Origin of the sequence: Streptomyces sp. NPDC005706 (assembly GCF_040631045.1) — a bacterium.
GTDB lineage: Bacteria > Actinomycetota > Actinomycetes > Streptomycetales > Streptomycetaceae > Streptomyces.
In genome coordinates, this window is the sequence record NZ_JBEXYS010000002.1 from 491,968 (window position 1) to 516,670 (window position 24,703).

Annotated in this window: 16 protein-coding genes; 11 read left to right on the forward strand and 5 right to left on the reverse strand. The window is 72.9% G+C overall.

What is annotated here, in order from left to right:
• Nucleotides 1-71 precede the first annotated feature (71 nt).
• Together ABZ478_RS05830 and ABZ478_RS05835 are read right to left on the reverse strand one after the other, a co-directional pair.
• On the reverse strand, nucleotides 72-1,616 hold the full coding sequence (locus ABZ478_RS05830) for an alpha/beta hydrolase (RefSeq protein WP_359545656.1): 1,545 nt from the start codon (nucleotides 1,614-1,616) through the stop codon (nucleotides 72-74).
• An 85-nt stretch (nucleotides 1,617-1,701) separates the two neighbouring features.
• On the reverse strand, nucleotides 1,702-4,533 hold the full coding sequence (locus tag ABZ478_RS05835) for a lysylphosphatidylglycerol synthase transmembrane domain-containing protein (RefSeq protein WP_359545657.1): 2,832 nt from the start codon (nucleotides 4,531-4,533) through the stop codon (nucleotides 1,702-1,704).
• Between the two features lie 186 nt (nucleotides 4,534-4,719).
• On the opposite strand from ABZ478_RS05835, the gene ABZ478_RS05840 reads away from it, so the two are divergent.
• The 5 genes from ABZ478_RS05840 (at nucleotide 4,720) to nudC (ending at nucleotide 15,068) form a co-directional block, all read left to right on the forward strand.
• The gene (locus tag ABZ478_RS05840) at nucleotides 4,720-5,106 is read left to right on the forward strand and encodes an MGMT family protein (RefSeq protein WP_359545659.1); all 387 of its coding nucleotides are present in this window, start codon (nucleotides 4,720-4,722) and stop codon (nucleotides 5,104-5,106) included.
• Nucleotides 5,107-5,381: 275 nt separating this feature from the next.
• Nucleotides 5,382-8,759 carry an ATP-dependent DNA helicase gene (locus tag ABZ478_RS05845; RefSeq protein WP_359545661.1) on the forward strand — a complete coding sequence of 1,126 codons (3,378 nt, stop codon included), beginning with the start codon at nucleotides 5,382-5,384 and terminating at the stop codon, nucleotides 8,757-8,759.
• A 113-nt stretch (nucleotides 8,760-8,872) separates the two neighbouring features.
• Complete coding sequence (locus ABZ478_RS05850; protein WP_359545663.1) at nucleotides 8,873-12,511, forward strand: ATP-dependent DNA helicase; 3,639 nt, start codon at nucleotides 8,873-8,875, stop codon at nucleotides 12,509-12,511.
• Nucleotides 12,512-12,558: 47 nt separating this feature from the next.
• Entirely contained in the window at nucleotides 12,559-13,962 is a 1,404-nt protein-coding gene (locus ABZ478_RS05855) for a dipeptidase (protein WP_359545665.1), read from the forward strand.
• A gap of 161 nt (nucleotides 13,963-14,123) precedes the next feature.
• Nucleotides 14,124-15,068, forward strand: coding sequence for an NAD(+) diphosphatase (nudC, locus tag ABZ478_RS05860; RefSeq protein WP_359545667.1), 945 nt, complete (start codon nucleotides 14,124-14,126; stop codon nucleotides 15,066-15,068).
• A gap of 229 nt (nucleotides 15,069-15,297) precedes the next feature.
• Here the strand turns inward: nudC and ABZ478_RS05865 are convergent, their stop codons facing one another.
• Nucleotides 15,298-15,555 carry a mycoredoxin gene (locus ABZ478_RS05865; RefSeq protein WP_358927525.1) on the reverse strand — a complete coding sequence of 86 codons (258 nt, stop codon included), beginning with the start codon at nucleotides 15,553-15,555 and terminating at the stop codon, nucleotides 15,298-15,300.
• A gap of 215 nt (nucleotides 15,556-15,770) precedes the next feature.
• Between ABZ478_RS05865 and ABZ478_RS05870 the strand changes: the two genes are divergently transcribed.
• The 4 genes from ABZ478_RS05870 to ABZ478_RS05885 all read left to right on the forward strand — a co-directional run bounded on the left by ABZ478_RS05870 (nucleotide 15,771) and on the right by ABZ478_RS05885 (nucleotide 19,313).
• Entirely contained in the window at nucleotides 15,771-17,966 is a 2,196-nt protein-coding gene (locus tag ABZ478_RS05870; protein ID WP_359545669.1) for an ATP-dependent DNA helicase UvrD2, read from the forward strand.
• Nucleotides 17,967-18,131: 165 nt separating this feature from the next.
• Nucleotides 18,132-18,449: a hypothetical protein gene (locus ABZ478_RS05875; RefSeq protein WP_359545670.1), complete on the forward strand. Its 318-nt coding sequence runs from the start codon at nucleotides 18,132-18,134 to the stop codon at nucleotides 18,447-18,449.
• Between the two features lie 175 nt (nucleotides 18,450-18,624).
• The gene (locus tag ABZ478_RS05880; protein WP_250403421.1) at nucleotides 18,625-18,993 is read left to right on the forward strand and encodes a WhiB family transcriptional regulator; all 369 of its coding nucleotides are present in this window, start codon (nucleotides 18,625-18,627) and stop codon (nucleotides 18,991-18,993) included.
• The gene (locus ABZ478_RS05885; protein WP_359545672.1) at nucleotides 18,990-19,313 is read left to right on the forward strand and encodes a hypothetical protein; all 324 of its coding nucleotides are present in this window, start codon (nucleotides 18,990-18,992) and stop codon (nucleotides 19,311-19,313) included. Before ABZ478_RS05880 ends, ABZ478_RS05885 begins: the two co-directional genes overlap by 4 nt.
• A 104-nt stretch (nucleotides 19,314-19,417) precedes the next feature.
• On the opposite strand, the gene ABZ478_RS05890 is transcribed toward ABZ478_RS05885, so the two are convergent.
• Together ABZ478_RS05890 and ABZ478_RS05895 are read right to left on the reverse strand one after the other, a co-directional pair.
• Nucleotides 19,418-20,788 (reverse strand): AarF/ABC1/UbiB kinase family protein, encoded by a 1,371-nt coding sequence (locus ABZ478_RS05890; protein WP_359545674.1) that lies wholly within the window; start codon nucleotides 20,786-20,788, stop codon nucleotides 19,418-19,420.
• A complete protein-coding gene (locus ABZ478_RS05895) occupies nucleotides 20,781-22,004 on the reverse strand; it encodes a TOMM precursor leader peptide-binding protein (protein WP_359545676.1) in 1,224 nt (407 codons plus the stop codon). Before ABZ478_RS05895 ends, ABZ478_RS05890 begins: the two co-directional genes overlap by 8 nt.
• A gap of 307 nt (nucleotides 22,005-22,311) precedes the next feature.
• Here ABZ478_RS05895 and ABZ478_RS05900 point away from each other — a divergent pair, with 307 nt between their 5' ends.
• Together ABZ478_RS05900 and ABZ478_RS05905 are read left to right on the forward strand one after the other, a co-directional pair.
• Entirely contained in the window at nucleotides 22,312-22,908 is a 597-nt protein-coding gene (locus tag ABZ478_RS05900) for a M48 family metallopeptidase (RefSeq protein ID WP_358927531.1), read from the forward strand.
• Nucleotides 22,909-23,043: 135 nt separating this feature from the next.
• The gene (locus ABZ478_RS05905; RefSeq protein ID WP_359545678.1) at nucleotides 23,044-24,693 is read left to right on the forward strand and encodes a TerD family protein; all 1,650 of its coding nucleotides are present in this window, start codon (nucleotides 23,044-23,046) and stop codon (nucleotides 24,691-24,693) included.
• Nucleotides 24,694-24,703: the final 10 nt, after the last annotated feature.

A 24,703-nucleotide genomic window follows, 5' to 3' on the forward strand; every position in this document is an offset into this window, starting at 1 on the left:
GCGGCGCGCAAGCCCGTGACGGGCTGTGGATAACCGTCTGACCTGCATATTCGCCGAAGGGTGCGGGTTCTTCAGGAACAGACCGTGCCGGCCTTCGGCACCTTCCCGTCCAGCAGGTATCCGTTCACCGCGCTCTGCACGCACTTGTTCTTGCTGTCGTACGCCCCGTGTCCCTGGCCCTTGTACGTCAGCTCGACGCCGACGCCCTTGCCGAGCGCGTCCACCATCTTCTTCGCGCCCTCGTACGGCGTGGCCGGGTCGCCGGTGTTGCCGACGACGAGGATCGGTGCCGATCCCGGTGCGCTGACGTCGGGATGGTCTCCGGCGCCCGGCACCGCCCAGTCGGTGCAGCTGAGCATGCCCCAGGCCAGGTAGTCCCCGAACAGCGGGGAGACGGCCCGGAACTGCGGAAGGCTGCGCCGGACCTCGGCCGCGGTGTAGCGCGGTTTCTCGTCGGCGCAGTTGATGGCGATGTTCGCCGCGGTGATGTTGCTGTACTCGCCGTTCTCACTGCGCCCGTTCATCGAGTCGGAGAGCAGCATCAGGATCTTGCCGTCGCCCTCGTACGCCTGCTGCAGCCCCTCGGTGAGGTACTCCCAGAAGTCCTTCGAGTACAGGGCCTGCGCGATGCCGTTGGTCGCCGCGGTCTGGGTGAGCTGCCGCGGGAAGGCACCGGGGATCGGCTTCTTCTCCAGGTCCTTGAGCAGTTTGGCGATGCGGCCCTTGACGTCCTGCGCGGTGTCGCCGATCGGGCAGTCCTCGGTTTTCGACGTGCAGTCCTCGGCGAAGTTGTCGAGCGCCAGCTGGAACCCCTGGGCCTGGCCGAGCGCGCTCTGCGCGGGGTCCTTGGTGGGGTCGACGACCGCGTCCAGGACCGCGCGGCCGACGTGCCCCGGGAACAGGTGGGCGTAGACGCCGCCGAGTTCGGTGCCGTAGGAGATGCCGAAGTAGTAGAGCTTGTCGTCGCCGAGTACCTGGCGCATCAGGTCCATGTCGCGGGCCGCGTCGGTGGTGCGCACGTGCGGCAGGATCTTCTTGGAGTGCTTCTCGCAGTTCGCGTTGAACTCCTTGGTGCGGTCGACGAGCTGGGTCTGCTCGGCGCTGTCGTCGGGTGTGGCGTCCTGCTGGAAGTACTGGTCGAGCCGGGCGTCGCTCTCGCACTCCACCGGGACGCTCCGGCCGACTCCGCGCGGGTCGAAGCTCACCAGGTCGTACCGGGTGTTCAGGGTGGCGTAGTCCTGGCCGAACGCGGGGAGCGTGGTGACGCCGCTGCCGCCGGGACCGCCGAAGTTGAAGATCAGCGAGCCGATCCGCTTGTTCGCGTCGCCGCTCGCCCTGGCGCGGATCAGGGCGAGATCGAGGGTGTCGCCTTTCGGCTTGCTCCAGTCCACGGGCGCCTTCATGGTGGCGCACTGCCACTGGGTGCCGTCCGGCAGCGGCGAGGGGGAGGAGCCACCGCCCTCCGCCGCGGACGGGGCGGGGCAGTCCTTCCAGTCCAGTTTCTGTGCCGTCAGATCCCCGTTCCCGGCACCGTCGCCGCACCCGGCCAACAGGGCGGCCAGCAGCACGGCGCTGGTGGTCAGGGCAGCGGCACGCAGCCTGGAGGGGTTCGCCATGTTCCCATCGTGCGCGCGTGCGGGCCGGGGCGCGCGGGGCACGGGCCGTACGAGCGATGCCCGGGCCCCGGTCCGGGTGGAGTGCCTACAGGGCGCCCTTGCGGGTGAGCTGGTTGAAGGCGAGCCAGCCGGGCAGCACCGGCAGCCACAGCGTGAGCAGCCGGAACAGCAGGACGGCCGGTGCGGCGACCTCCTTGGGGAGGCCGACGGCGATCAGGCCGAGCGTGAGGCTCGCCTCGACCGCGCCGACACCGCCCGGGGTGGGCGCCGCGGAGCCGAGCGCGTTGCCGGCGAGGAAGACCACGGCCACGCTGGCGATGCTCAGCGAGGTCGTTCCGTCGCCGAAGGCGCGGATGGAGGCGTCCAGGCACATCACGAAGCAGGCGGTCAGCAGCAGCATCCCGCCGATGCCGGTGACGAGCTTCTGCGGCCGCTGGAGCACGTCGAGCATGCGCGGCACGACACCGGCGAACAGCGACCTCACGCGCGTGACGACGAACTTCCGCAGGAACGGCACCGACGTCACCACCAGCACCAGCACCGCCACCGTCAGCAGGCCGGCGATGACCGTGCGGGACGGTGACAGCGACGGCGTCTTCTCGGTGCCCGTCAGGTAGCCGAAGGACAGCAGCATCAGGATGTGGCAGCCGAGCCCGAACAGCTGCGAGGCGCCGACGCTGGCGACCGCGAGCCCCGGGCGCACTCCGGCGCGCTGCAGGAAGCGCGTGTTGAGGGCCACGCCGCCGACCGCCGCGGGTGCCACGATCTTCACGAACGACCCGGCGACCTGGGCCCCCACGGTCCTCGGGAACGGCACCCGCTCCGGTACGAATCCCAGCAGCGCCATCGCGGCGGCCACGTAGCTGAGCGCGGAGAAGAGCACCGCCGCCAGCACCCAGCCCCACTGGGCGTTGGCGACCAGCGGACCGAACTCGATGTGGGTGAGCTGCGTCAGCAGGAAGTACGCGCCGATCGCGCCGGCGATGAAACTGATCAGCGTGCGCGGCCGCACCCGTTCCAGGCGGGCCGGTTCCACCGGTGCCTGGGGCCTGATCCGCAGCACCTCGTGCCGGATCTGGGTGAGCAGGTCCTCCTCGCGGGCCTCGTCCAGGGCCTCGTCGATGGCCCGCTTCTCGGCCCGCTGTTCGGCCCGGACCGTCTTCTTGTCGGGCTTTCCGGGCGCGGCACCGGCCGTCGCGGAGGCGGCCTCCTCCGCCCGGGCCTGCTTGGCCTGCCGGGAGGCCTCGAGCACCGCCTCGCGTTCGCGCTCGGCCCGCTCCCGGCCGAGGCGGCGCAGCGTCGCGCGCGTGGAGCGCGTCAGGGCGATGGGCTGCAGCATCGGCAGGCAGTCCGCGACCGCGTCCGGGCCGAGCACACGGACGGCCGAGGCCACCGCCCGCTCGGCGCCCGCCCGCAGGCCGAGCGTGGTGACCAGCTGGGCGACGTCCATGCGCAGCAGCAGGTCACCGGCCGCGATCTCGCCGCCGCGCAGCTCGGTGAGGATCACCTTGCCGGAACGATCCACCAGAATCGCGTCACCGGCCAGCCTGCGGTGTGCGATCCGCCGGGACTGCAGGGCCTGCGCCTGACGCCAGGCGTTGCGCAGCAGTTCGTCGGTGATCTCCTCGTCCGCCAGGGAGTCCAGCGTGCGCCCGCCGGTGTGCTCGTAGACGAGCATGACCGCGTCCGGACCGAGCTCGGAGGTGGCGATCAGCTTGGGCGCGTTGGCGCCGGCCGCGATCGCCGCGTATGCCAGCAGCGCCTCCTGCTCCAGGGCCTGGCGCAGCGACTGCAGGCTGGAGCGGGTGGCGAAGCCGCGCAGGGTCAGGTTGCGCCAGGCCCGGTAGAAGAAGCCCTGGGCCTGCTGCTCCCGGTCGACGACCGTGACGTCCAGCGGCCGGCCGTCCTCCAGGGTGACGAAGTAGCGCCGGCCGCGGTCGCCGTTCTCCGACTCGACGGTCTCCTCGCGGGCCGCGGCGACCGGGTGGAAGCCGACGTGCCTGAGGCCCGCCATCAGCGTCTGCCCGGTGGGGCGGACGTTCGGCGAGCCGACCGCGTACAGCGTGCCGTAGGCGACGGTCCAGCCGATCAGCACGGTCAGGATGATCGAGAAGGGCGTCGTGTAGCCGGTGACGAGCATCGAGAACGCGTCGAGCAGCAGCACGATCCACAGCACCGCGCGCCATCTGGGTCTGCGGGACATCCCGACGGCCGTCATATAGGCGATGACGGGCGCCAGATAGCCGTGCACCGGGTCGGTCAGGGCGTGGATGTCGCCCGGCGAGGGCTGGGTGAGCGCCTCCTGGATGGAGCCGGGTGCGGCCCGGGCCACCCACAGGTCGGTGGCGAGGGTCACTCCGTGCGCGAGTACGGCCGCGAGCACGCCGTCGGCGATCCGCAGCCCGTCCCGTTTGATCAGCCGTTCGATCGCGAAGGCGACCGGCACCAGCAGGATCGCGATGCTGGAGGCGAGTCCCGCGATCTTGATCAGCAGGTCGGGGGCCTGCCCGGTGCCCTTGTTGATGTCCTGTTCGAGGCCCGAGGTGGTGCCGTGCGCGAACGCGGCCACCGCGAGCAGTACGACGACGGCGAGTACGCCCACGAGCAGCCGCATGAGGTCGGAGGGACGGTGCACGCGCGCGGGAAGCAGCGGTTCGTCACCCTCCACCTCCTCCGGGTGAGTCCCGTCACCGGGTCCCTCGCCCGGCCGCAGGGTGCCGGGGGGCGCCCCTTCGGCGGCGTCCGCGTCGGTTTCACGCGCGCGCGTGGAGTCCTCGCGCGCGCCCTCGCCGGTCACGGCGCCGCCGTCCCGGGCCGCCGCGCGGGTCCCCTCCTGGCCGGAGGTGGCGGCGTCGGGACGCGCGGACGCGTCAGGGGTGCCCGCCGCGCCTTCGGGGTGCACACCCTGCTGCTTCATCGTCTCTTCTTGGTCTCGTATCACCGGTCACCGCCCGCACGATGGTGGCATGCCCCACCGGCACTCGCGGGCAGCAGGGTGCAGATGCGGGGTCGGACAGTCTGCCGCAAGCGCCGCCCGAGGGCGAGGGGCCCGCCCCCGGGCTTCCGCGCCGCGTTGTCGGTGGGGTGCGGCAGGATGGGGCGAATGAGCGAGCGGAGCCCTGCCGAGGACACCCGTGACGGATGCGAGGACGCGCTGCCGGAGTACGCGGAGCGGGTCCTCGAGGTCGCCGAGCTGATCCCGCCCGGGCGGGTCATGACGTACGGCGACGTCGCCGAGTGGCTCGAGGAGGGAGGACCGCGCCAGGTCGGCCGGGTGATGTCCCTTTACGGGGGCACCGTCCCGTGGTGGCGCGTGGTCCGCGCCGACGGCGTGCTGCTGCCCGGCCACGAGCTCGGCGCGCTCGCCCACTACCGGGCGGAGGGCACCCCGCTCAAGGCGGCGGGCAGGAGCGCCGAGGGCCATCAGCCGCGACTCGACATGAGGCGGGCGCGATGGGACGGCGGCACGGGCACGGACGGTCACACCTGACAGCTTCCGCCATCGGATGCCCCCGAGGGGAATCGGTGGCCCGTACGAGGGACACGGGGGACGTCCGTTGCATGACGTACGTTCGTTAGCCGAGGGATGCGCGTGACGCCGGGGCCCCGAGGGGTCCAGGAGCCGTGAGGGAAGAAGCGGAAGCCCTGCTTCCGTCCGATGCGGCGGCGTAGCGTCGGCTGCACGTGCCCCCCTCACCCCGCGGCCACCGCCTCGCACGCGTGACCGCCCGCCCACCAGCACAACCACCAGGACCGGCGAACCACGTGAGCTCCTCCTCCACCACCAGCCGTCTGCCGCACCCTCCGGTGCGGCAGGGGGACCGTGGCGCCTACCGCCTGGTGCGTACCCCGCCCGCGGAGCCCGATCCCCCTCGACTGGACGCCGCCCAGCGCGCCGTGGTTGACCACGGCACCGGACCGCTGCTCGTCCTCGCCGGTCCCGGCACCGGGAAAACCACCACCCTGGTCGAGTCCGTGGCCGCGCGCATCGCCCGCGGCGCCGACCCCGAACGCATCCTGGTGCTGACGTTCAGCCGCAGGGCCGCCGTCGATCTGCGCGACCGCATGGCCCTGCGCATCGGCGCGGCCCGCGCGCCCCGGGCGACCACCTTCCACTCGTACTGCTACGCCCTGCTCCGCGCCCACCAGGACAGCGATCTGTTCGCGGAGCCGCTGCGCCTGCTGTCCGGACCCGAGCAGGACGTCACCGTCCGCGGGCTGCTCGCCGGGCAGCCCGACCTGGAGCGGCTCGGCCTCAACCACGTGCGCTGGCCCGACGAGCTGCGCGCCTGCCTGACCACCCGCGGCTTCGCCGACGAGGTCCGCGCCGTCCTCGCCCGCAGCCGTGAGCTGGGCCTCGGCCCCGGCGCCCTGGACGCCTTCGCCCGCCGCATCGGCCGCCCCGACTGGCGTGCCGCCGCCGCCTTCCTCGCCGAGTACCTCGACGTCCTCGACCTCCAGGGCGTCATCGACTACGCCGAACTCGTCCACCGCGCGGTCCTGCTGGCCCACCGCCCCGAGGTCGCGGCCCGGCTCGCCGCCCAGTACGACGCCGTGTACGTCGACGAGTACCAGGACACCGACCCGGCCCAGGTACGGCTCCTGCACGCCCTGGCCGGCGGCGGCCGCACCCTGGTGGCCTTCGGCGACCCCGACCAGTCGATCTACACGTTCCGCGGCGCCGACGTGAACGGCATCCTCGACTTCCCGGCGGCCTTCCCGCGCCCCGACGGCCGGCCCGCGCCCGTCGAGGTGCTGCGCACCGCCCGCCGCTCCGGCGCCGCCCTGCTGGCCGCCACCCGCCTGATCACCCGGCGCATGCCGCTGACCCGGCTGCCCGCCGAGAAGGTGCGCGCCCACCGGGAGCCCGAGGCCGTACGCGACGGCGGCCGGGTCGAGGTGCACACCTACCCGACACCCGGCACGGAGACGGAGAACATCGCCGACATCCTGCGCCGCGCGCACCTGGAGGACGGCGTCCCCTGGAACGACATGGCCGTCCTGGTGCGTGCCGGCTCCAGGAGCATCCCGACGCTCCGCCGGGCCCTCACCGCGGCCGGCGTCCCCCTGGACATCGACGGCGACGACCTGCCGCTGCGCCACGAGCCGGCGGTGGCCCCTCTGCTCACCGCCCTCCGGACGGTGGCCGAAGCAGAGTCACGGCAAGGCCCTGCGGGGGAGACGACCGAGTCACGGCAAGGCCGCGTGGGGGAGACGACCGAGTCACGGCCTCCGGGAGAGGAAACGGACGGCGAGGAGCACGACGTCTCCTGGCTCGACGCCGAGACCGCGCTCACCCTGCTCGCCTCCCCGCTCGCCGGCATGGACACCGCCGACCTGCGCCGCCTCGGGCGCGCCCTGCGCGAGGAGGAACGGGCCGCCGGGAACCCGCTGCCGGCGCCCTCCGACGAACTGCTCGCGCGCGCTCTCGCCGAACCCGAGCGTCTCGTCGTCCACGACCCGGCCTACGCGCGCGGGGCACAGCGTCTGGGCGCACTGCTCCGCACGGCTCGCGAGCGCCTCGCCGCCGGCGGCACCGCCGAGGAGGCGCTGTGGGACCTGTGGCAGGGCACGCCCTGGCCCGGCCGGCTGGAACGCGCCGCCCGGCGCGGCGGCGCGGCCGGCCGCAACGCCGACCGTGACCTGGACGCGGTGTGCGCGCTGTTCGCCACCGCCGCACGCGCGGAGGAACGCATCGGCGGCCGCGGCGCCCTGAACTTCCTGGAGGAGATCGAGGCCCAGGACATCGCCGCCGACACCCTCACCCGCCGGGCCGTACGCCCCGACGCCGTCCGCCTGATGACCGCCCACCGCGCCAAGGGCCTGGAGTGGCGGCTCGTCGTCGTGGCGGGCGTCCAGGAGGGACTGTGGCCCGATCTGCGCCGCCGCGGCTCCCTGCTGGAGGCCGACCGCATCGGCCGCGACGGACTCGCCGAACCGCTGACCCCGGGCGCGCTGCTCGCCGAGGAACGCCGCCTGTTCTATGTGGCCGCCACGCGCGCGCGTGAACGTCTCGTCGTCACCGCCGTGAAGGCACCGGCCGACGACGGCGACCAGCCCTCCCGCTTCCTGACCGAGCTGGGCGTCGAACCGCGGGACGTCACCGGCCGCCCCCGCCGGCCGCTGGCCGTGGCCGCGCTGGTCGCCGAGCTGCGCGCCACCACCGTCGACCCGGGCGCCTCCGCCGCGCTGCGGGAAGCGGCCGCACGCCGCCTTGCCAGGCTCGCCGCCCTGACCGACGAGGACGGGCGGCCCCTGGTGCCGTCCGCCCACCCCGACCGCTGGTGGGGCATGTACGAGCCGACCGAGAGCAAGGTGCCGCTGCGCGACCGCGGCCAGCCCGTGGTGCTCTCCGGCAGCGCTCTCGACCAGCTCGCCAACACCTGCGCCCTGCAGTGGTTCCTGGGCCGTGAGGTGAAGGCCGACGCACCCGCCACCGCCGCCCAGGGCTTCGGCAACGTCGTCCACGTCCTCGCCGACGAGGTCGCCTCCGGCCGCAGCCCCGCCGACCTCGACGTCCTGATGGAACGCCTGGACTCGGTGTGGAACGCGCTCGCCTTCGACGCGCCCTGGAAGTCGGACCAGGAGAAGGACAACGCGCGCGCGGCCCTCGAACGCTTCCTGAACTGGCACGTCCTGGACCGCACCGGCCGCACCCCGATGGCGAGCGAACAGGACTTCGACGTCACCATCGCGGCGGGCGACTACCAGGTCCGCATCCGCGGCCAGATGGACCGGATCGAGACGGACGGCGACGGCCGCGCCTACGTCGTGGACTTCAAGACCGGCAAGCAGGCACCCAGCGCCGCCGAGGTGGCCCGCCACCCGCAGCTCGCCGTCTATCAGCTCGCCGTCCGCGAGGGCGCCGCCGACGACGCCTTCGACGGCGCCCGTCCCGAGGCCGGCGGCGCGGAACTGGTGCACCTGCGACAGGGCGCGGCCAAACGCGACGGCGGGGAGACCCTGCCCAAGGTGCAGACCCAGGAGCCGCCCGCGGGGGAGTGGGTCGGCGAGCTGCTCGCCACCGCCGCCGGGAAGGTCCTCGACGAACGCTTCACGCCCACCACCGGCCAGCACTGCGCCCACTGCGCGTTCCGCGCCTCGTGCAGCGCCCGGCCGGAGGGGCGGCACGTGGTCGAATGACCTCCCACGAGGCACCGTGACGCACGGCACCACATACGCTGACCTGCGGTTCCTCCTGCCCGGGCGGCCGACGCGTCCCCGGTTGTCAGTGCCCGGCGCTAGCCTCTGACGACATGCCCGCCCGTATCACCGACCCCGAACAGCTCAAAGAGCTCCTCGGTATCCCGTTCACCCCGGAGCAGACGGCCTGCATCACCGCGCCGCCCGCCCCGCAGGTGATCGTGGCCGGAGCCGGCTCGGGCAAGACCACGGTGATGGCGGCCCGCGTGGTCTGGCTGGTCGGCACCGGCCAGGTCGCCCCCGAACAGGTGCTCGGCCTGACCTTCACCAACAAGGCCGCGGGCGAACTCGCAGAACGCGTCCGCACGGCGCTGATCAAAGCCGGCGTCACCGACCCCGACGCCCTCCCGTCGCCCGGCCGGCACCCCTCGCCGACGGCGCCGTCCGCCGATCCCGCGTGGCCGGACCCGGACAACCCGCCGGGCGAGCCGGTCATCTCGACCTACCACGCCTTCGCCGGCCGGCTGCTGACCGACCACGGTCTGCGCATCGGGCTCGAACCCACCACCCGGCTGCTCGCCGACGCCACCCGCTACCAGCTCGCCGCGCGCGTACTGCGCGAAGCCCCCGGCACCTACCCCGCGCTCACCCGCTCGTTCGCCGACCTCGTCAGCGACCTGCTCACCCTCGACTCCGAACTCGCCGAACACCTCGTCGAACCCGGGGAACTGCGCGCCTGGGACGCCGGCCTGCTGCACACCCTGGCCGACGCCAAGCTCACCAACGCCGATCTGCGCAAGGTCCCCGAAACCGCGGCCGCCCGCCGCGAACTGGCCGGCCTGGTCCTGCGCTACCGGGCCGCCAAACGCGAACGCGACCTGCTCGACTTCGGCGACCAGATCGCACTGTCCGCCCGCCTCGCCGGCGTCCCCGAGGTGGGCCGCCTGCTGCGCGAGGAGTTCCGCGTCGTGCTCCTGGACGAGTACCAGGACACCTCCGTCGCCCAGCGCGTCCTGCTGTCGGGCCTGTTCGGCGGCGGCACCGGCCACCCCGTGACCGCCGTCGGCGACCCCTGCCAGGCCATCTACGGCTGGCGCGGCGCCTCGGTCGCCAACCTCGACGACTTCCCCGAGCACTTCGCCCGCCGCGACGGCCACCCCGCCACCCGCCAGGCGCTCAGCGAGAACCGCCGCAGCGGCGGCCGCCTCCTCGACCTCGCCAACGGCCTCGCCGAACCACTGCGCGCCATGCACGCGGGCGTGGAGGCCCTCCGCCCCGCCCCCGGCGCCGAGCACGACGGCACGGTCCGCTGCGCCCTGCTGCGCACCCACGCCGAGGAGACCGAATGGATCGCCGACTCCATCGCCCACCTCGTCCGCACCGGCAGGGCGCCCGGCGAGATCGCCGTGCTGTGCCGCACGGCCACCGACTTCGCCGAGATCCAGGGCGCCCTCGTCGCCCGTGACATCCCCGTCGAGGTGGTCGGTCTCTCCGGGCTGCTGCACCTGCCCGAGATCGCCGACCTCGTCGCCGTCTGCGAAGTCCTCCAGGACCCCGGAGCCAACGCATCCCTGGTCCGCCTGCTCACCGGCCCCCGCTGGCGGATCGGCCCCCGCGACCTCGCCCTCCTCGGCCGCCGCGCCCGCCGGCTGGTCGCCCACGCGCGCGCGGACGGCACCGACGACCCCGACCGCAGGCTCGCCGAGGCCGTCGAGGGAACCGACCCCTCCGAGGTGATATCGCTCGCTGACGCCCTGGACACGTTCCTGGAGTCACCTCTGCACGAGGACGAGCGGGACGACGACACACTGCCGTTCTCCCCGGACGCGCGCGTGCGCTTCGCCTACCTCGCCAGAGAACTTCGTGACCTGCGCCGCTCCCTGTCCGACCCGCTCATGGACGTCCTGCACCGCGTCCTCGCCGTCACCGGCCTGGAAGTGGAGCTGTCCGCCTCCCCGCACGCGCTCGCCGCGCGCCGCCGCGAGACCCTGTCCAACTTCCTCGACATCGCCGCCTCCTTCGCGGCCGGCGACGGCGAGGCAACCCTGCTGGCCTTCCTCGGCTACCTGCGCACCGCCGCCCAGTACGAGAAAGGCCTCGACAACGCCCTGCCCGGCGGCGAGAACACCGTCAAGGTGCTCACCGCGCACAAGTCCAAAGGACTGGAGTGGGACGTCGTGGTGGTCCCCGGACTGGTGAACGGCACCTTCCCGAGCGCCCAGGGCCGCGAGAAGTGGACCGCGCAGGCCAAGGTGCTGCCGCACGCCCTGCGCGGCGACACCGACACCCTGCCCGACATCGGCTCCTGGGACTCCCGGGGCATGAAGGCCTTCCACGAGGCCATGAAGGAACACCAGCACACCGAGGAACTCCGCCTCGGATACGTCACCTTCACCCGCCCCCGCTCCCTGCTCATCGGCTCCGGCCACTGGTGGGGGCCCAGCCAGAAGAAGCCGCGCGGGCCCTCCGACTTCCTCCGGGCCCTGCACGACCACTGCGCCGCCGGCCACGGCGATATCGAGGCCTGGGCCGACGAACCGGCCGAGGACGAGGAGAACCCGGCGCTCCACACGGCCGGCGCCGAACAGGCGTGGCCGCTGCCGCTGGACGACACCGCCCTGGCCCGGCGCCGCGCGGCCGCCGGCACCGTCCGCGCCCACCTGGACGCCCTGGCCGCCCGGCAGCACACCCGGCCGCCCGACGACCACGGCCCCGGCACCCTCGACGACCCGGACTGGCCGACACCGCCGGACGACGAGGACTTCCCGTACGACGAGGACTTCCTGCACGACGACCCGTACGGCGAGGACCCCCACGGCGACGAGATGCCCCGCGAGGCGGAATCCGCGTACGACGAGCACGCGCCCTCCCCGGAGGAGCCCGGCGGCTGGGACTCCTGGACCGCCGGCCGGCCGGCCGTCCCCCACCAGGCGCCCGCCCCCGACGAGCGGACCCACCGCCGAGAGCACACCCGCCCCGCAGGGCCCGCGCTCCCCGCACCCCACCCCCCGGACGAGACCCCTGTCACACCCGAGGAGGCCCGCGCCATCGCCTCCTGGGACCGCGACCTCGACGCGCTCACCGGCGAGCTGCTGCGCGCCCGCCGCGGCATCACCGACGTCCCCCTGCCGGCCACCCTCACCGCGTCCCAGCTGATGCGCCTCGCCCAGGACCCCGACGGGCTCGCACAGGAACTCGCGCGCCCCATGCCACAGCCTCCGCAACCCGCCGCGCGCCGGGGCACCCGCTTCCACGCCTGGGTCGAAGCCCGCTTCGAGGAACTCACCCTGCCCATGCTCGAACCGGACGAGCTGCCCGGCAGCGAGGCCGAGATCACCGACGAACGCGACCTCGAAGCCCTCAAGGAGGCCTTCGAACGCACCGAGTACGCCCACCGCACCCCCTGGCGGATCGAGGCCCCCTTCCAGCTCACCCTCGCCGGCCGGGTCGTACGCGGCCGCATCGACGCCGTCTACAAGAACGGCGACGGCGACCGGGCCACCTACGAGATCCTCGACTGGAAGACCCACCGCGCCCACACCGCCGACCCCCTCCAGCTCGCCGTGTACCGGCTCGCCTGGGCCGAGCAGCAGGGCGTACCGCCCGACTCGGTCACGGCCGCCTTCCTGTACGTACGCACCGGCGAGGTGGTACGCCCCGAGGCCCTGCCGGACCGCGCCGCCCTGGAACGACTGCTCACCGACGATCACCCGGACCACCCGCGAGAGGCGGCCGAGGGCACCCGAGTGTGACGAACCGCCCGCCGAGGATGCCCCCGCGGGCCGATAGGCTCGTGAGCATGAGCCAGACCCCGGACAGCGCCGTCCGTACGTACATCGAAGAGCACAGCGCCGCCTTCCTCGACGACCTCACCGCATGGCTGCGCATCCCCTCCGTGTCGGCCCAGCCCGAGCACGCACCCGATGTACGGCGCAGCGCCGACTGGCTCGCCGCCAAGCTCAGGGAGACCGGCTTCCCGACCGCCGAGGTCTGGCCGACCCCGGGCGCCCCGGCCGTCTTCGCCGAATGGCCCTCCGGTGACCCCCAGGCACCCACGGTCCTCGTCTACGGCCACCACGACGTGCAGCCCGCCGCCCTCGAGGACGGCTGGGACAGCGAGCCCTTCGAGCCCGTCGTCCGCGGGAACCGCCTCCACGCGCGCGGGGCCGCCGACGACAAGGGCCAGGTGTTCTTCCACACACTCGGTGTCCGTGCCCACCTCGCCGCCACCGGCCGCACCGCCCCCGCGGTCAACCTCAAACTCCTGATCGAGGGCGAGGAGGAGTCCGGCTCCCCGCACTTCCGCGGCCTCGTGGAGGAGCACGCCGAACGGCTCGCCGCCGACGCCGTCATCGTCTCCGACACCGGCATGTGGTCCGAGGACACCCCGACCGTCTGCACCGGCATGCGCGGCCTCGCCGAGTGCGAGATCCGCCTGTACGGCCCCGACCAGGACATCCACTCCGGCTCCTTCGGCGGTGCCGTACCCAACCCCGCCACCGCCGCGGCCCGCCTGGTCGCCGCACTGCACGACGAGCACGCGCGCGTGGCCGTCCCCGGCTTCTACGACGGCATCGTCGAGCTGACCGACCGCGAACGCGAGCTGTTCGCCCAGCTCCCCTTCGACGAGGCGACGTGGCTGCGCACCGCCAAGTCGCGCGCCGCCCACGGCGAGGCCGGACACACCACCCTGGAACGCATCTGGGCCCGCCCCACCGCCGAGGTCAACGGCATCGGCGGCGGCTACCAGGGCCCCGGCAGCAAGACGATCATCCCGTCCTCCGCCACGGTGAAGCTCTCCTTCCGCCTGGTCGCCGGCCAGGACCCCGACCACATCGAGAAGGCCGTCCGCGCCTGGGCTTCCGAGCAGGTGCCCGCGGGCATCCGGCACGAGATCGACTTCGGCTCCGCCACCCGCCCCTGCCTGACCCCCCTCGACCACCCCGCACTGCAGTCCGTGGCCCGCGCCATGAGCCGCGCCTTCCAGGGGCCCGTCCGCTACACCCGCGAGGGCGGCTCCGGCCCCGCCGCCGACCTCCAGGAGGTCCTCGGCGCCCCCGTCCTCTTCCTCGGCATCTCCGTCCCCTCCGACGGCTGGCACGCCCCCAACGAGAAGGTCGAGCTCGACCTTCTCCTCAAGGGGGTCGAGACCAGCGCCTACCTGTGGGGCGACCTCGCCGGGAACTGGCGGCACGCCCCCTGACCGGCAAGCGCCGTACGGGACGGCACCGCGCGCGGGGCACACTGGAAGAACCGCCCGCTCGCCCCGCCCGCGCCCGGCCCGGTGCCCTCACGCCCCACGTCCGCCGAACCACCCGCCGAAACGAACCGTTGCACCTTGCACTGGGGGAGTTGGAAGCACCTGTGACCACCTGGACCGACCAGACCGCCGACCGCCCCATCTCGCTGACCGCCCCGAGCGGCATCGACCGCGCCGCCCACCACCGGCTCGACGAAGCCTGGCTCGCGGCGGCGTGGAGCCACCCCACGACCCGCTGCTTCGTGGTCTCCGGCGGCCAGGTGCTCATCGACGAGACGCCCGACGGCCGTACCGAACTCGTCATGACCCCCTCCTTCGAGGCGCCGCTCACCGAAGCCCACCGCTACTTCCTCGGCAACGACGAGGAAGGCGTCAGCTACTTCGCGCTCCAGAAGGACGCCCTGCCCGGTCGTATCGACCAGTCCGCGCGCCCGGCGGGCCTGCGCGAGGCCGGACTGCTGCTGTCGCCGCGGGACGCGGGCCTCATGGTGCACGCCGTCGGCCTGGAGAACTGGCAGCGCACCCACCGCTTCTGCTCCCGCTGCGGCGAGCGCACGGTCATCGCCGCCGCCGGCCACATCCGCCGCTGCCCGGCCTGCGGCGCCGAGCACTACCCGCGCACCGACCCGGCCGTGATCATGGCCGTCACCGACGAGGACGACCGGATCCTGCTCGGCCGGCAGGTCCACTGGCCCGAGGGCCGTTTCTCCACGCTCGCCGGTTTCGTCGAGCCCGGCGAGTCCATCGAGCAGTCCGTGCGCCGCGAGGTCTTCGAGGAGGCCGGCGTCCACGTCGGTCCGGTCGAGTACGTGGCCAGCCAGCCCTGGCCCTTCCCGTCCAGCCTCATGCTCGGCTTCATGGCCCGTGCCACCTCCACCGAGATCACCGTCGACGGCGACGAGATCCACGAGGCCCGCTGGTTCTCCCGCGAGGACCTGTGCACGGCCTTCGAGACCGGCGAGGTGCTGCCGCCCTACGGCATCTCCATCGCCGCCCGCCTGATCGAGATGTGGTACGGCAAGCCGCTGCCGACGCGGAGCGTCATCTGAGACACGGGGCGGTCCACCGTCCATGACCCCGTCAGCCGGCCGAGGCAGGCGGGGTCCCGTCTTCCTGGGGGAGCGGGGGACGCTCCTCCCTCGCGGCCTCGAAGAACTCGTCCCTGAGCGCGTCGTGACCGTGCTCGGCGGCGAATCGACGCGGCCGAGCGGAGAGTCGGGCGGCACACAAAACCCCCGACCGGCCATCGAGGCCGTCGGGGGTCGTGCGGCGCGAGGGTCAGGCGGTGAGGGCCTGCTTGACCTGGGCGAGGCTCGGGTTCGTCATCACGACCTCGTTGCCACCGGAGGTGGGAAGCACCCGGACGGTCGGGACCGTCTGATTTCCGCCGTTCGCCTTCTCCACGAAGGCGGCGGACTCGGGGTCCTGCTCGATGTTGATCTCGGTGTAAGCGATGCCCTCGCGGTCCAGCTGGCTCTTCAGCCGACGGCAGTAGCCACACCAAGTCGTGCTGTACATCGTCACAGTGCCCTGCATGTCTCTCGCGCTCCTCAGGCAGCTCGGGGAAGGTCGTCCAGGGGAAGAACGTAAGGGATGGGGCGGGCATTCCCCAGCCCCGGGTCCGGGCCGCGGTGCGCCGGGTGCCGCCGCTCACGTCCGCCTCTGTGATGCCTGCCGCATTAGTACGACCGCGAGCCCCCGCCTGTGGACAACCGGCACAGCGGTCCCGGGCGACCTGGCAGCATGGCCATGTGACAGCAGCAACGCACTCCACCCTCTTCCCGCAGGTACCGGACACGGCCGACGCGGTGCTCGAAGGCCTTGACCCCGAGCAGCGCGAAGTGGCCACCGCCCTGCACGGCCCGGTGTGCGTCCTGGCCGGAGCGGGCACCGGCAAGACCCGCGCGATCACCCACCGCATCGCCTACGGGGTGCGGGCAGGCGTCCTCCAGCCGTCCAGCGTGCTCGCCGTCACCTTCACCAACCGTGCCGCCGGGGAGATGCGCGGACGCCTGCGCCAGCTCGGCGCGCAGGGTGTCCAAGCCCGCACCTTCCACTCCGCGGCGCTGCGGCAGCTCCAGTACTTCTGGCCGAAAGCAGTCGGCGGCTCGATGCCCCGGCTCGTCGACCGCAAGATCCAGCTCGTCGCCGACGCGGCCGCCGCCTGCAACCTCCGCCTCGACCGCGGCGAGCTGCGGGACGTCACCGCCGAGATCGAATGGTCCAAGGTCACCCAGACCGTCCCCGCCGACTACGCGTACGCGGCTGCGAAGGCCGGCCGGGAGGCGCCGCGCGACCGGGCGGAGATCGCCCATGTCTACGCGGCCTACGAGGACCTCAAGCGGAACCGCGCGGTCATCGACTTCGAGGACGTGCTGCTGCTGACCGTCGCCGTCCTCCAGGACCGGCACGACATCGCCGAACAGGTACGCGCCCAGTACCAGCACTTCGTGGTCGACGAGTACCAGGACGTCAGCCCGCTCCAGCAGCGGCTCCTGGAACTCTGGCTCGGCGAGCGCGACAGCCTCTGCGTCGTCGGGGACGCCAGCCAGACGATCTACTCGTTCACCGGAGCAACGCCCGACCACCTCCTCGACTTCCGCGCCCGTCATCCACGTGCCACGGTCGTCAAGCTGATCCGCGACTACCGCTCCACCCCGCAGGTCGTCCACCTCGCCAACGGCCTGCTGACGCAGGCCCACGGCCGCGCCGCCGACCACCGGCTGGAACTGGTCTCCCAGCGCGCGCCCGGACCCGAGCCCGTCTACAGCGAGTACACCGACGAGCCCGCCGAGGCCGAAGGCGCCGCCCGGCGTATCCGGGGGCTCATCGACGCCGGTGTCCCGGCCTCCGAGATCGCCGTCCTGTTCCGGACCAACTCCCAGTCCGAGACCTACGAGCAGGCTCTCGCCGACGCCGGAGTCCCCTACCAGCTGCGTGGCGCCGAACGCTTCTTCGACCGGCCCGAGGTCCGCAAGGCGAGCGTGGCCCTGCGCGGCGCGGCCCGCTTCGGCGGCAACGACGCCCTGCTGGACGACGTCGACGACCTGCCCTCGCAGGTACGCGCCGTGCTGTCCGGAGAGGGCTGGACCAGCACACCCCCGGCCGGCTCCGGCGCCGTCCGGGAGCGATGGGAGTCCCTGGCCGCCCTGGTCAACCTCGCCCACGACCTCTCCGTCGCCCGCCCCGGTGCCACCCTCGGCGACTTCGTCGCCGAACTGGACGAGCGAGCAGGCGCCCAGCACGCCCCGACCGTCCAGGGCGTCACCCTGGCTTCCCTGCACGCGGCCAAGGGCCTGGAGTGGGACGTGGTCTTCCTCGTCGGCATCGCCGAGGGCATGGTGCCGATCACCTACGCCAAGACCGACGAACAGATCGAGGAGGAGCGCCGCCTCCTCTACGTCGGTGTGACCCGTGCCAGAGAGCGGCTCCACCTCTCCTGGGCCCTGTCCCGCGCACCGGGCGGACGCCCCAGCCGAAGGCCCAGCCGCTTCCTCGACGGCCTGCGCCCCGGGACCGCCGCCACCGCCGGCCGCGCCGGCATCGCCGCCGGCGGTGGCGTCGAGCGCGGCGCGGCGGTCAGCACCCCGGCCGTCCCCCGGCGCACCCAGCGCACCGTGGCCCGGTGCCGGGTCTGCGGCCGCACCCTCACCGACGCCGGTGAGATGAAGCTGATGCGCTGCGAGGACTGCCCCTCCGACATGGACGAGGGCCTCTACGAGCGGCTGCGCGCGTGGCGTGCGGTCCAGGCGCAACGCAGCGGGCAGCCGGACTTCTGCGTCTTCACCGACCGCACCCTGATGGCCATCGCCGAGGCGCGGCCGGAGGATCCCGCGGGGCTCTCCCGCATCCCTGGTGTCCGTGCCCGCAAGCTGCAGCGTTATGGAGCCGATGTTCTGGCCATCTGCGCAGGTCAGGAGATTGAGTCGGGCGACGGGCGCGACTGACGCCAACTCGTCGAAAAAATAGTTTGCGCATGCCCCGGCAATCCCCATAGGTTCTAGGCACGGAAGCGGCGGCCTTCTCCAAGGTCCTGACTCCGTGTTGTACTTGCATATCCGAACGGATCGGTTCACCCCGGTCCCCCCAGACGCCGAGAGGAGGCGAGTCCAGTGATCAGCATCGAGACCATCATCAGCACGGCCAAACTGACCGATCGCTCGGCCGTCTCCACGTGCATGCTCGGCGCCTCGAACCAGGGCACCGGTCTGTCCGGCATTCGTGCCGTCCGTCCGGCGTCCTCCCCTGCTCTCGCGGTCCTTCCCGTCCGTGAGCGCAATGAGCGACCGACGAAGGCACTGGAAGCGGTAGCGGCACAGGCACATGCCTATGCCTTTGCGGCGGCCGGTGCCGGATTCCGGAAGCAGACGACGCAGCACCACCTGATGTGGGCCTTCCGTGGGCCAGAACCCTGGAGTGATCCAGCCTGATCGTCGATCAGGCCGGCGCCTTCAGGGCCGCGGAACCCCACCCGGGATCCGCGGCCCTTCTGTTTTCCCCGAACGGGGACGACGGAGCGAAGGGGCCTCGGGACAGGAAAAGAACCCGGTACCAAGCCGACGCCCGGTCAACAGGCCGGAACGACCAGACGAGGAAGACCGAACCGTGCAACTCGAAGCGCACGCCCCGTCCGTACCGCCTTCACGAACGATCCCCCCGCCCGGCCTCACGGAGGACTCCACCTTGATCCCGCTCACCGCGCTCACCGCGCTCGACGACGCCATCGAGAACCTCGGCGTACCCGTCCCCTGCCGTTCCTACGACCCCGAGGTCTTCTTCGCCGAGTCGCCGGCCGACGTCGAGTACGCCAAGTCCCTCTGCCGCACCTGCCCGCTGATGGAGGCGTGCCTCGCCGGGGCGAAGGAGCGGCGTGAGCCCTGGGGCGTCTGGGGTGGCGAGCTGTTCGTCCAGGGTGTCGTCGTCGCCCGGAAGCGGCCGCGTGGCCGCCCGCGCAAGAACCCGGTCACAGCATGAACACCACAGGAACCATCGACCGTCCCCTCACGCACGACCCCAAGAAGCAGGCCCCGATGAAGCCGTCCACCAGCGAGCCCGCAGGCTCCGCGACCCCAGACTTCACCACCACCGGCGCGACCGACTCGCGTCAGAACAGGACCCGAGAGATGCAACTCATCCCAGAAGCCCTGGCTCGTGCGCATATGCACGACATGCTGCACGACGCCGAGCAGGAACGCCGGGCCGCGCGCCTGGCGACCGCTCGCCGCATGCAGCGCCGGGCGGAGCGCGCCTCGATGCGCGCCCGCCGTGCGCTGGCCATGGCCGTCATGCAGTGATCCAGCACACCTGAAGCGGTGGCCTCCCGGCACAGGGAGGCGAAACCTTCACCTCGGGGGCCGGTCCGTCCGAACGGACCGGCCCCCGCCGTGCGTTGCGGCCGTCACGCCTCCGCCGCCGGCTCCTCCTCGTCCAGTTCGTCCGCGGGGACGAAGCCGGGCAGCCACTCCTCCAGCTCCTCACGCAGCCGCACCGTGGCTCCGAGCTGGCAGAGCACACCGATGGTGCTCAGCGTCACCCGGTGGATCAGCAGGTAGGCCGGTGGCAGGTTGAGCTGCTTGCCCAGCTGGTAGGCGGGGGAGCGGACGTCGGCGATGCGGGCGGCCTGGCTGCGCATCCACGAGCGGGTGAAGGTGAACGCCTCGACCCGGGCCGGTTCGATGATCGGCATCAGGTAGTCGAGAACCGCGTCGGGGTCCAGCTCTATGGACTCCTTGACGAACCCCTCCGTGCACAGCAGTTCGTAGACGGGGTCCGCCTCGCCGTCCAGGGTCATCCGCAGCGAGACGCCTATCGGCTCCGGCAGGCCGCCCGGGAGCCGGTCCACGGTGCCGAAGTCCAGCACGCCCAGGCGCCACTCGCCGTCACCGTCCGGGCCGCCGGGCAGCAGACGGAAGTTGCCCGGGTGCGGATCGGCATGCAGCAGACCGGTGCGGGCCGGGCCGGAGAAGAGGAAGCGGGCCAGGAGCTGGCCGGCCCGGTCGCGCTGCTCCTCGGTGCCGCCGTTGATGATCTCCGACAGCGGGATCCCGTCGATCCACTCCGTGACCAGGATCTGATCGCACTGGTGCACCACTGCCGGGACCACGACGTCCGGATCGTCCGCGAACTCCTCCGCGTGTGCCTGCTGGGCCTGCGCCTCCAGCGCGTAGTCCAGCTCCTCGGAGACCCGGTCCCGCATCTCCGCGATCAGGGGCTTGATGTCCATGCCTGGGATCAGCGGCCCCAGCAGCCGAGCGAAGCGGCTGAGTTGGGTCAGATCGGACAGCAGGGCCTCGCCCGCGCCCGGGTACTGCACCTTGACCGCCACCTCGCGGCCGTCGTGCCACACCGCGCGGTGGACCTGCCCGATGGAGGCCGCGGCGGCCGGCTTGTCCTCGAACTCCAGGAACAGCTCGCGCCACTCCGCGCCCAGGCGTTCCTCGAGCACCGCGTGGACCGTGCGGGTCGGCATCGGCGGCGCCGCGTCCTGGAGCTTGGTGAGCGCCGCGCGGTAGGGGCCGGCGATCTCCTCGGGCAGGGCGGACTCGAAGACGGACATCGCCTGCCCGAACTTCATGGCCCCGCCCTTGAGCTCGCCGAGGACCTTGAACAACTGCTCAGCCGTGCGCTGTTGCAGTTCCCGGCCGACGATCTCCGCGGACTCGCCCACGATCCGCTTGCCCAGCCCCCAGGTCGCCCGGCCGGCGAAGCCGAGCGGGAGCGCGGCGAGCTTGGCGGTACGGGTGACCGCCTTGCGCGGAAGATCAGACATGCGCCCTCCAAGTCCCAGTCGGCCGCAACGCGCCTGCCTCGCGTCGTTGCTCCGGCGACGGCCGTCGCACCACCATTGTCTCGCGCGGCTCCCCGTCCGTGGAGGAGTGCTTGCCCACACCTCTCTCCACTGCCCCGCATCCGCATGCCGGGTGCGGCCAGATCGGCCGGGAGTGCCAGGTCAGACCCGGTAGGGATGCCTCCCAGCGGGTGCCCGCGCTGGACGGCGACTCCCCGTCGAGGAAGGCGAGGGCGTGGGCCGCGGCCAGTCCGGCGACGGCCGTGGCGAGAGCCATGTCACACGCCCCCACCCGGCGGGCGTTGCCGGAGCGCCACTGGGCGACCAGCCGGGGCCAGGCCTCGTCGCGGTCCGTGCGGTCCTGGTGCAGACAGCCCGCGCAGCTCGTCCCGCCCGGCAGGACGAGGGGCCCGACGACGCCCGTCCCTTCCACGACCCCCGCGTAGAGATGAGGAGTGCCGGAGGCCATGAGCGGTTCGGCGGCGAACGGGTCCGGCGCGTGCACGGCGACGTCGTCCCGTGGGGCGAGGATCACGAGGGAGAGGCCGGGATCGTCGGTTCCGGTGGCCGCTGCGCGGGCGGAGCGGGTGCGGCGCGCGGGCCGGCCCGGGGCCGCACGGCGGACCGCCGCCCGTGCCGCGTCCTGCCGGCGTTCGCGCAGTGAGTCGGCGGGGAGCCCGCCCGGGGTCACGTCCCACGGTTCGACGCGTCCCACATCGCGCACGTCGACCTCCCCGACCCCGGCCCCGGACAGCACCGACGCCAGCACGGCCCCGACCCGCCCCGCACCCCGCACCTGCACGCGCAGCGAGCCGCGGGCGGCGAGCCGGCCGACCGCGCCGCCCGGTTCCGGAGTGGTCAGGGACAGCGAGGCGAGGTCGGGGCGCAGCCGCTCCAGGACGTCCGTCCGCTCCCGCAGGGTGTCGGCGGCCGGCCCGCCGCCGCGTGTGTCGTCGAGCAGGCCCGCCCGGGCCAGCCGCTCGAGCAGCGCGTCGACCTGGCCGTCCGGCAGGTCCATGCGCCGGCCCTCGTCCCGCAGCAGGGGCAGGCCGCGGGTGCCGTTGAGCAGGTCCAGGAAGCTGCCGGTCGCCGTGTCCATCGGTCCCAGTGTCATCGCGTGCGCCGGGGTCATCCCGAACTGCACGGTGTTGAGGTCGCGCCAGCCGCGCCGCAGCGCGGGTTTCACCATCGGATGCATGACAGCCCCCGTGTCCGTCGTATTCTCCTGAATTGTTCCTCGTGTGGGCAAGCGTCCCGCAGCCAGGTCGGGTCGGGCCGTGTCCCGTGGGCCGGTGGCGCCGGTCACGCTCCGCCGACCCCCGCCAGCATGCCGGGCCGTGCCGAAGTGGTGTCCGAAGTTGTCCACAGGCTGGGGGTGTTAGTCGTACTGATCGGCGGTGCCACTCGGACATATCGGTCGTACAAATCAAACACATGGTGGGCCACCGGTATCCGGGCGCCCCGGAGCCGGGACTTCGGCCCGTCCCAGCGGGTAACGTCGGGGCGTGCCCGCCGACCCCCTGCACAGCGCCGGAAAACCACAGCGCAGCACGACGAGCCAGCCGCCGAGCGGCTCGGGGGCGAGCGCGATCGAGGTCCGCAGGAGTACCCGGCGCCGCCGGACGGTCTCCGCGTACCGCGAGGGCGATCGCACCGTCGTGCTGATCCCCGCCCGGATGTCCGAGGCGGAGGAGCAGCGCTGGGTGACCCTCATGCTCGCCAAGCTCGCCGCCCAGGAGAGCAAACGGGTGCTGGGCGACGCCGAGCTGACCGAGCGTGCCGAGCGGCTGTCGGCCCAGTACTTCGACGGCCGGGCGCGTCCCGCGTCCGTGCGCTGGGTCACCAACCAGAACACGCGCTGGGGCTCGTGCACTCCGGCCGAGGGCAGCATCCGCCTCTCGCACCGGCTGCAGGGGATGCCGGAGTACGTCATCGACTACGTCCTCTGCCATGAACTGGCGCATCTGCTGGTGCCCGGTCACGGGGCCGACTTCTGGCGGCTGCTGGAGTCCTACCCGCGTACCGAGCGGGCCCGCGGCTACCTCGAAGGGGTGGTGGCGGCCGGACGGCTGCCGCACGTGCCCGGCGCGCGAGGCGAGTGACCGGACCGCGCGCGGGGCGCGCGGCCGGTTGTGTACCGGGTCTGTACCGACTCGCACCGGCCGCGTCCTTTGCCGAAATTTGCGGTTAGCCTGGCGCGACGCACTCGCATTCGGGATGGGGGACGGTCGTAACGCATGGCCAGGGAATTCCAACGCGGCCACAAGGCCAGGATCAGTGACCTGACGACGGGCACCGATCTGTACGTAGGCGTGCAGATCTCCGCCCCCGGACTGACCTTCGACATCAGCTGCTTCGGTCTGGACGCCGACGAGCGCCTCTCGGACGACCGGTACTTCATCTTCTTCAACCAGCCGAAGACCCCGGAGGAGTCCGTCCAGCTGCTGGGCGCCCAGGCGGGTGACACGGAGTCGTTCCGGGTCACCCTGGACCGCGTCCCGGCGGACATCCGGAAGCTGTCCTTCACGGCGACCGTCGACGGTGCCGGGCAGATGTCGCAGATCGGCCCCGGATACCTGCGCATCGTGGCCGGTGGCGAGGAGGTCGCGCGGTACTCCTTCGACGGCTCGGAGTTCTCCACGGAGCGGGCCGTCATGCTCGGCGACTTCTACTTCAAGGACGTCTGGCGGTTCGCGGCGGTCGGACAGGGCTTCGACGGCGGTCTCGACGCGCTGCTGAAGAACTTCGGCGGCGAGGTGCTGGAGGAGGAGGCGCCGGCCGCCTCGCAGCAGCCGCAGCCCATGGCCGCGCCCGGCTTCGCCCCGCCCGCCCAGGCAGCCGCCCCGCCCGCGTTCGGCGCCCCCGCCGCGCCGGCACCCGCGCCCACGCCCCCTCCGGCCCTGCAGGGCTTCACCCCGCCCCCGGCCCCGGCGCCCGCCCCGAACGTGCACGGCGCGCCGACGGTCATCGCGCCCCTGACCCCGCCCCCCGGCGGCACCGTCCCGCCCCCGGCCCCGGCTCCCGCGCCCTACGGTCAGCCGCCGCAACCCCCTTACGGGGGTCAGCCCAGCGCCCCGATGCCTCCGGGCTACGGCCAGCAGCCCTCCCACGGCGGGCAGCCCGGCGCGCCCATGCCCCCGGGTTACGGGCAGCAGCCGCCGTACGGCCAGGTCCCCGGCCAGCAGGCCGCCGGTTACGGCGTCCCGCAGGGCGCCCCTCAGGGCGGTGCCGGAGTGACGGCCGCGCTGCAGAAGTTCAGGGAGACGCCCACCGGGCAGCGCTGGACGCCGCAGAACTCCAAGCTCATCCGCGTCGACCTCGGCGTCGGCGGCCAGCCCGTGCTGGCCCGGCAGGGCAGCATGGTGCTCTACCAGGGCAAGGTCGACTTCAGCTACAAGGGCGCCGGGTTCGCCGGGCGGATCGTGGGCAACGCGACCGGCCAGGAGATGCAGCTGATGCGCTGCACCGGCCAGGGCCAGGTGTTCCTCGCCGAGAACTCCACCCACGTGCACCCCGTCGAGCTCCAGGGCGACGCGATCTGCGTCTCGGCGGAGAACGTCCTCGCCTTCGACGAGAGCCTCCAGTACGAGGTCCGGCGCATCGAGGGTCACGGCATCCCCGGCGGCGCGCTGTTCACGATGCAGTTCCAGGGCACCGGCACGATCGTCGTCAAGACGCACGGCACCCCCGTGGTGCTGCCGGTGACACCGACGACGTTCGCCGACTGCCACGCGGTGGTCGCCTGGTCGGCGGCCTCCCAGGTGATCGTCTCCAGCCAGGTCCGGATGCGCCGCAACGCCTACCCGGGCGACACCGGCGAGAGCGTCAACCTGCAGTTCCGGGGCGCTCCCGGCAACTTCATCGTCGTCCAGCCGTACGAGGTCTGAGGGAGCCCGT

What these genes read in the sequence shown, in the direction of transcription:
- ABZ478_RS05830 (WP_359545656.1), bottom strand. Translation starts at nt 1,616, where the DNA reads ATGGCGAACCCCTCCAGGCTGCGTGCCGCTGCCCTGACCACCAGCGCC.
- ABZ478_RS05835 (WP_359545657.1), bottom strand. Translation starts at nt 4,533, where the DNA reads ATGAAGCAGCAGGGTGTGCACCCCGAAGGCGCGGCGGGCACCCCTGAC.
- ABZ478_RS05840 (WP_359545659.1), top strand. Translation starts at nt 4,720, where the DNA reads ATGAGCGAGCGGAGCCCTGCCGAGGACACCCGTGACGGATGCGAGGAC.
- ABZ478_RS05850 (WP_359545663.1), top strand. Translation starts at nt 8,873, where the DNA reads ATGCCCGCCCGTATCACCGACCCCGAACAGCTCAAAGAGCTCCTCGGT.
- ABZ478_RS05855 (WP_359545665.1), top strand. Translation starts at nt 12,559, where the DNA reads ATGAGCCAGACCCCGGACAGCGCCGTCCGTACGTACATCGAAGAGCAC.
- ABZ478_RS05865 (WP_358927525.1), bottom strand. Translation starts at nt 15,555, where the DNA reads ATGCAGGGCACTGTGACGATGTACAGCACGACTTGGTGTGGCTACTGC.
- ABZ478_RS05885 (WP_359545672.1), top strand. Translation starts at nt 18,990, where the DNA reads ATGAACACCACAGGAACCATCGACCGTCCCCTCACGCACGACCCCAAG.
- ABZ478_RS05890 (WP_359545674.1), bottom strand. Translation starts at nt 20,788, where the DNA reads ATGTCTGATCTTCCGCGCAAGGCGGTCACCCGTACCGCCAAGCTCGCC.
- ABZ478_RS05895 (WP_359545676.1), bottom strand. Translation starts at nt 22,004, where the DNA reads ATGCATCCGATGGTGAAACCCGCGCTGCGGCGCGGCTGGCGCGACCTC.
- ABZ478_RS05905 (WP_359545678.1), top strand. Translation starts at nt 23,044, where the DNA reads ATGGCCAGGGAATTCCAACGCGGCCACAAGGCCAGGATCAGTGACCTG.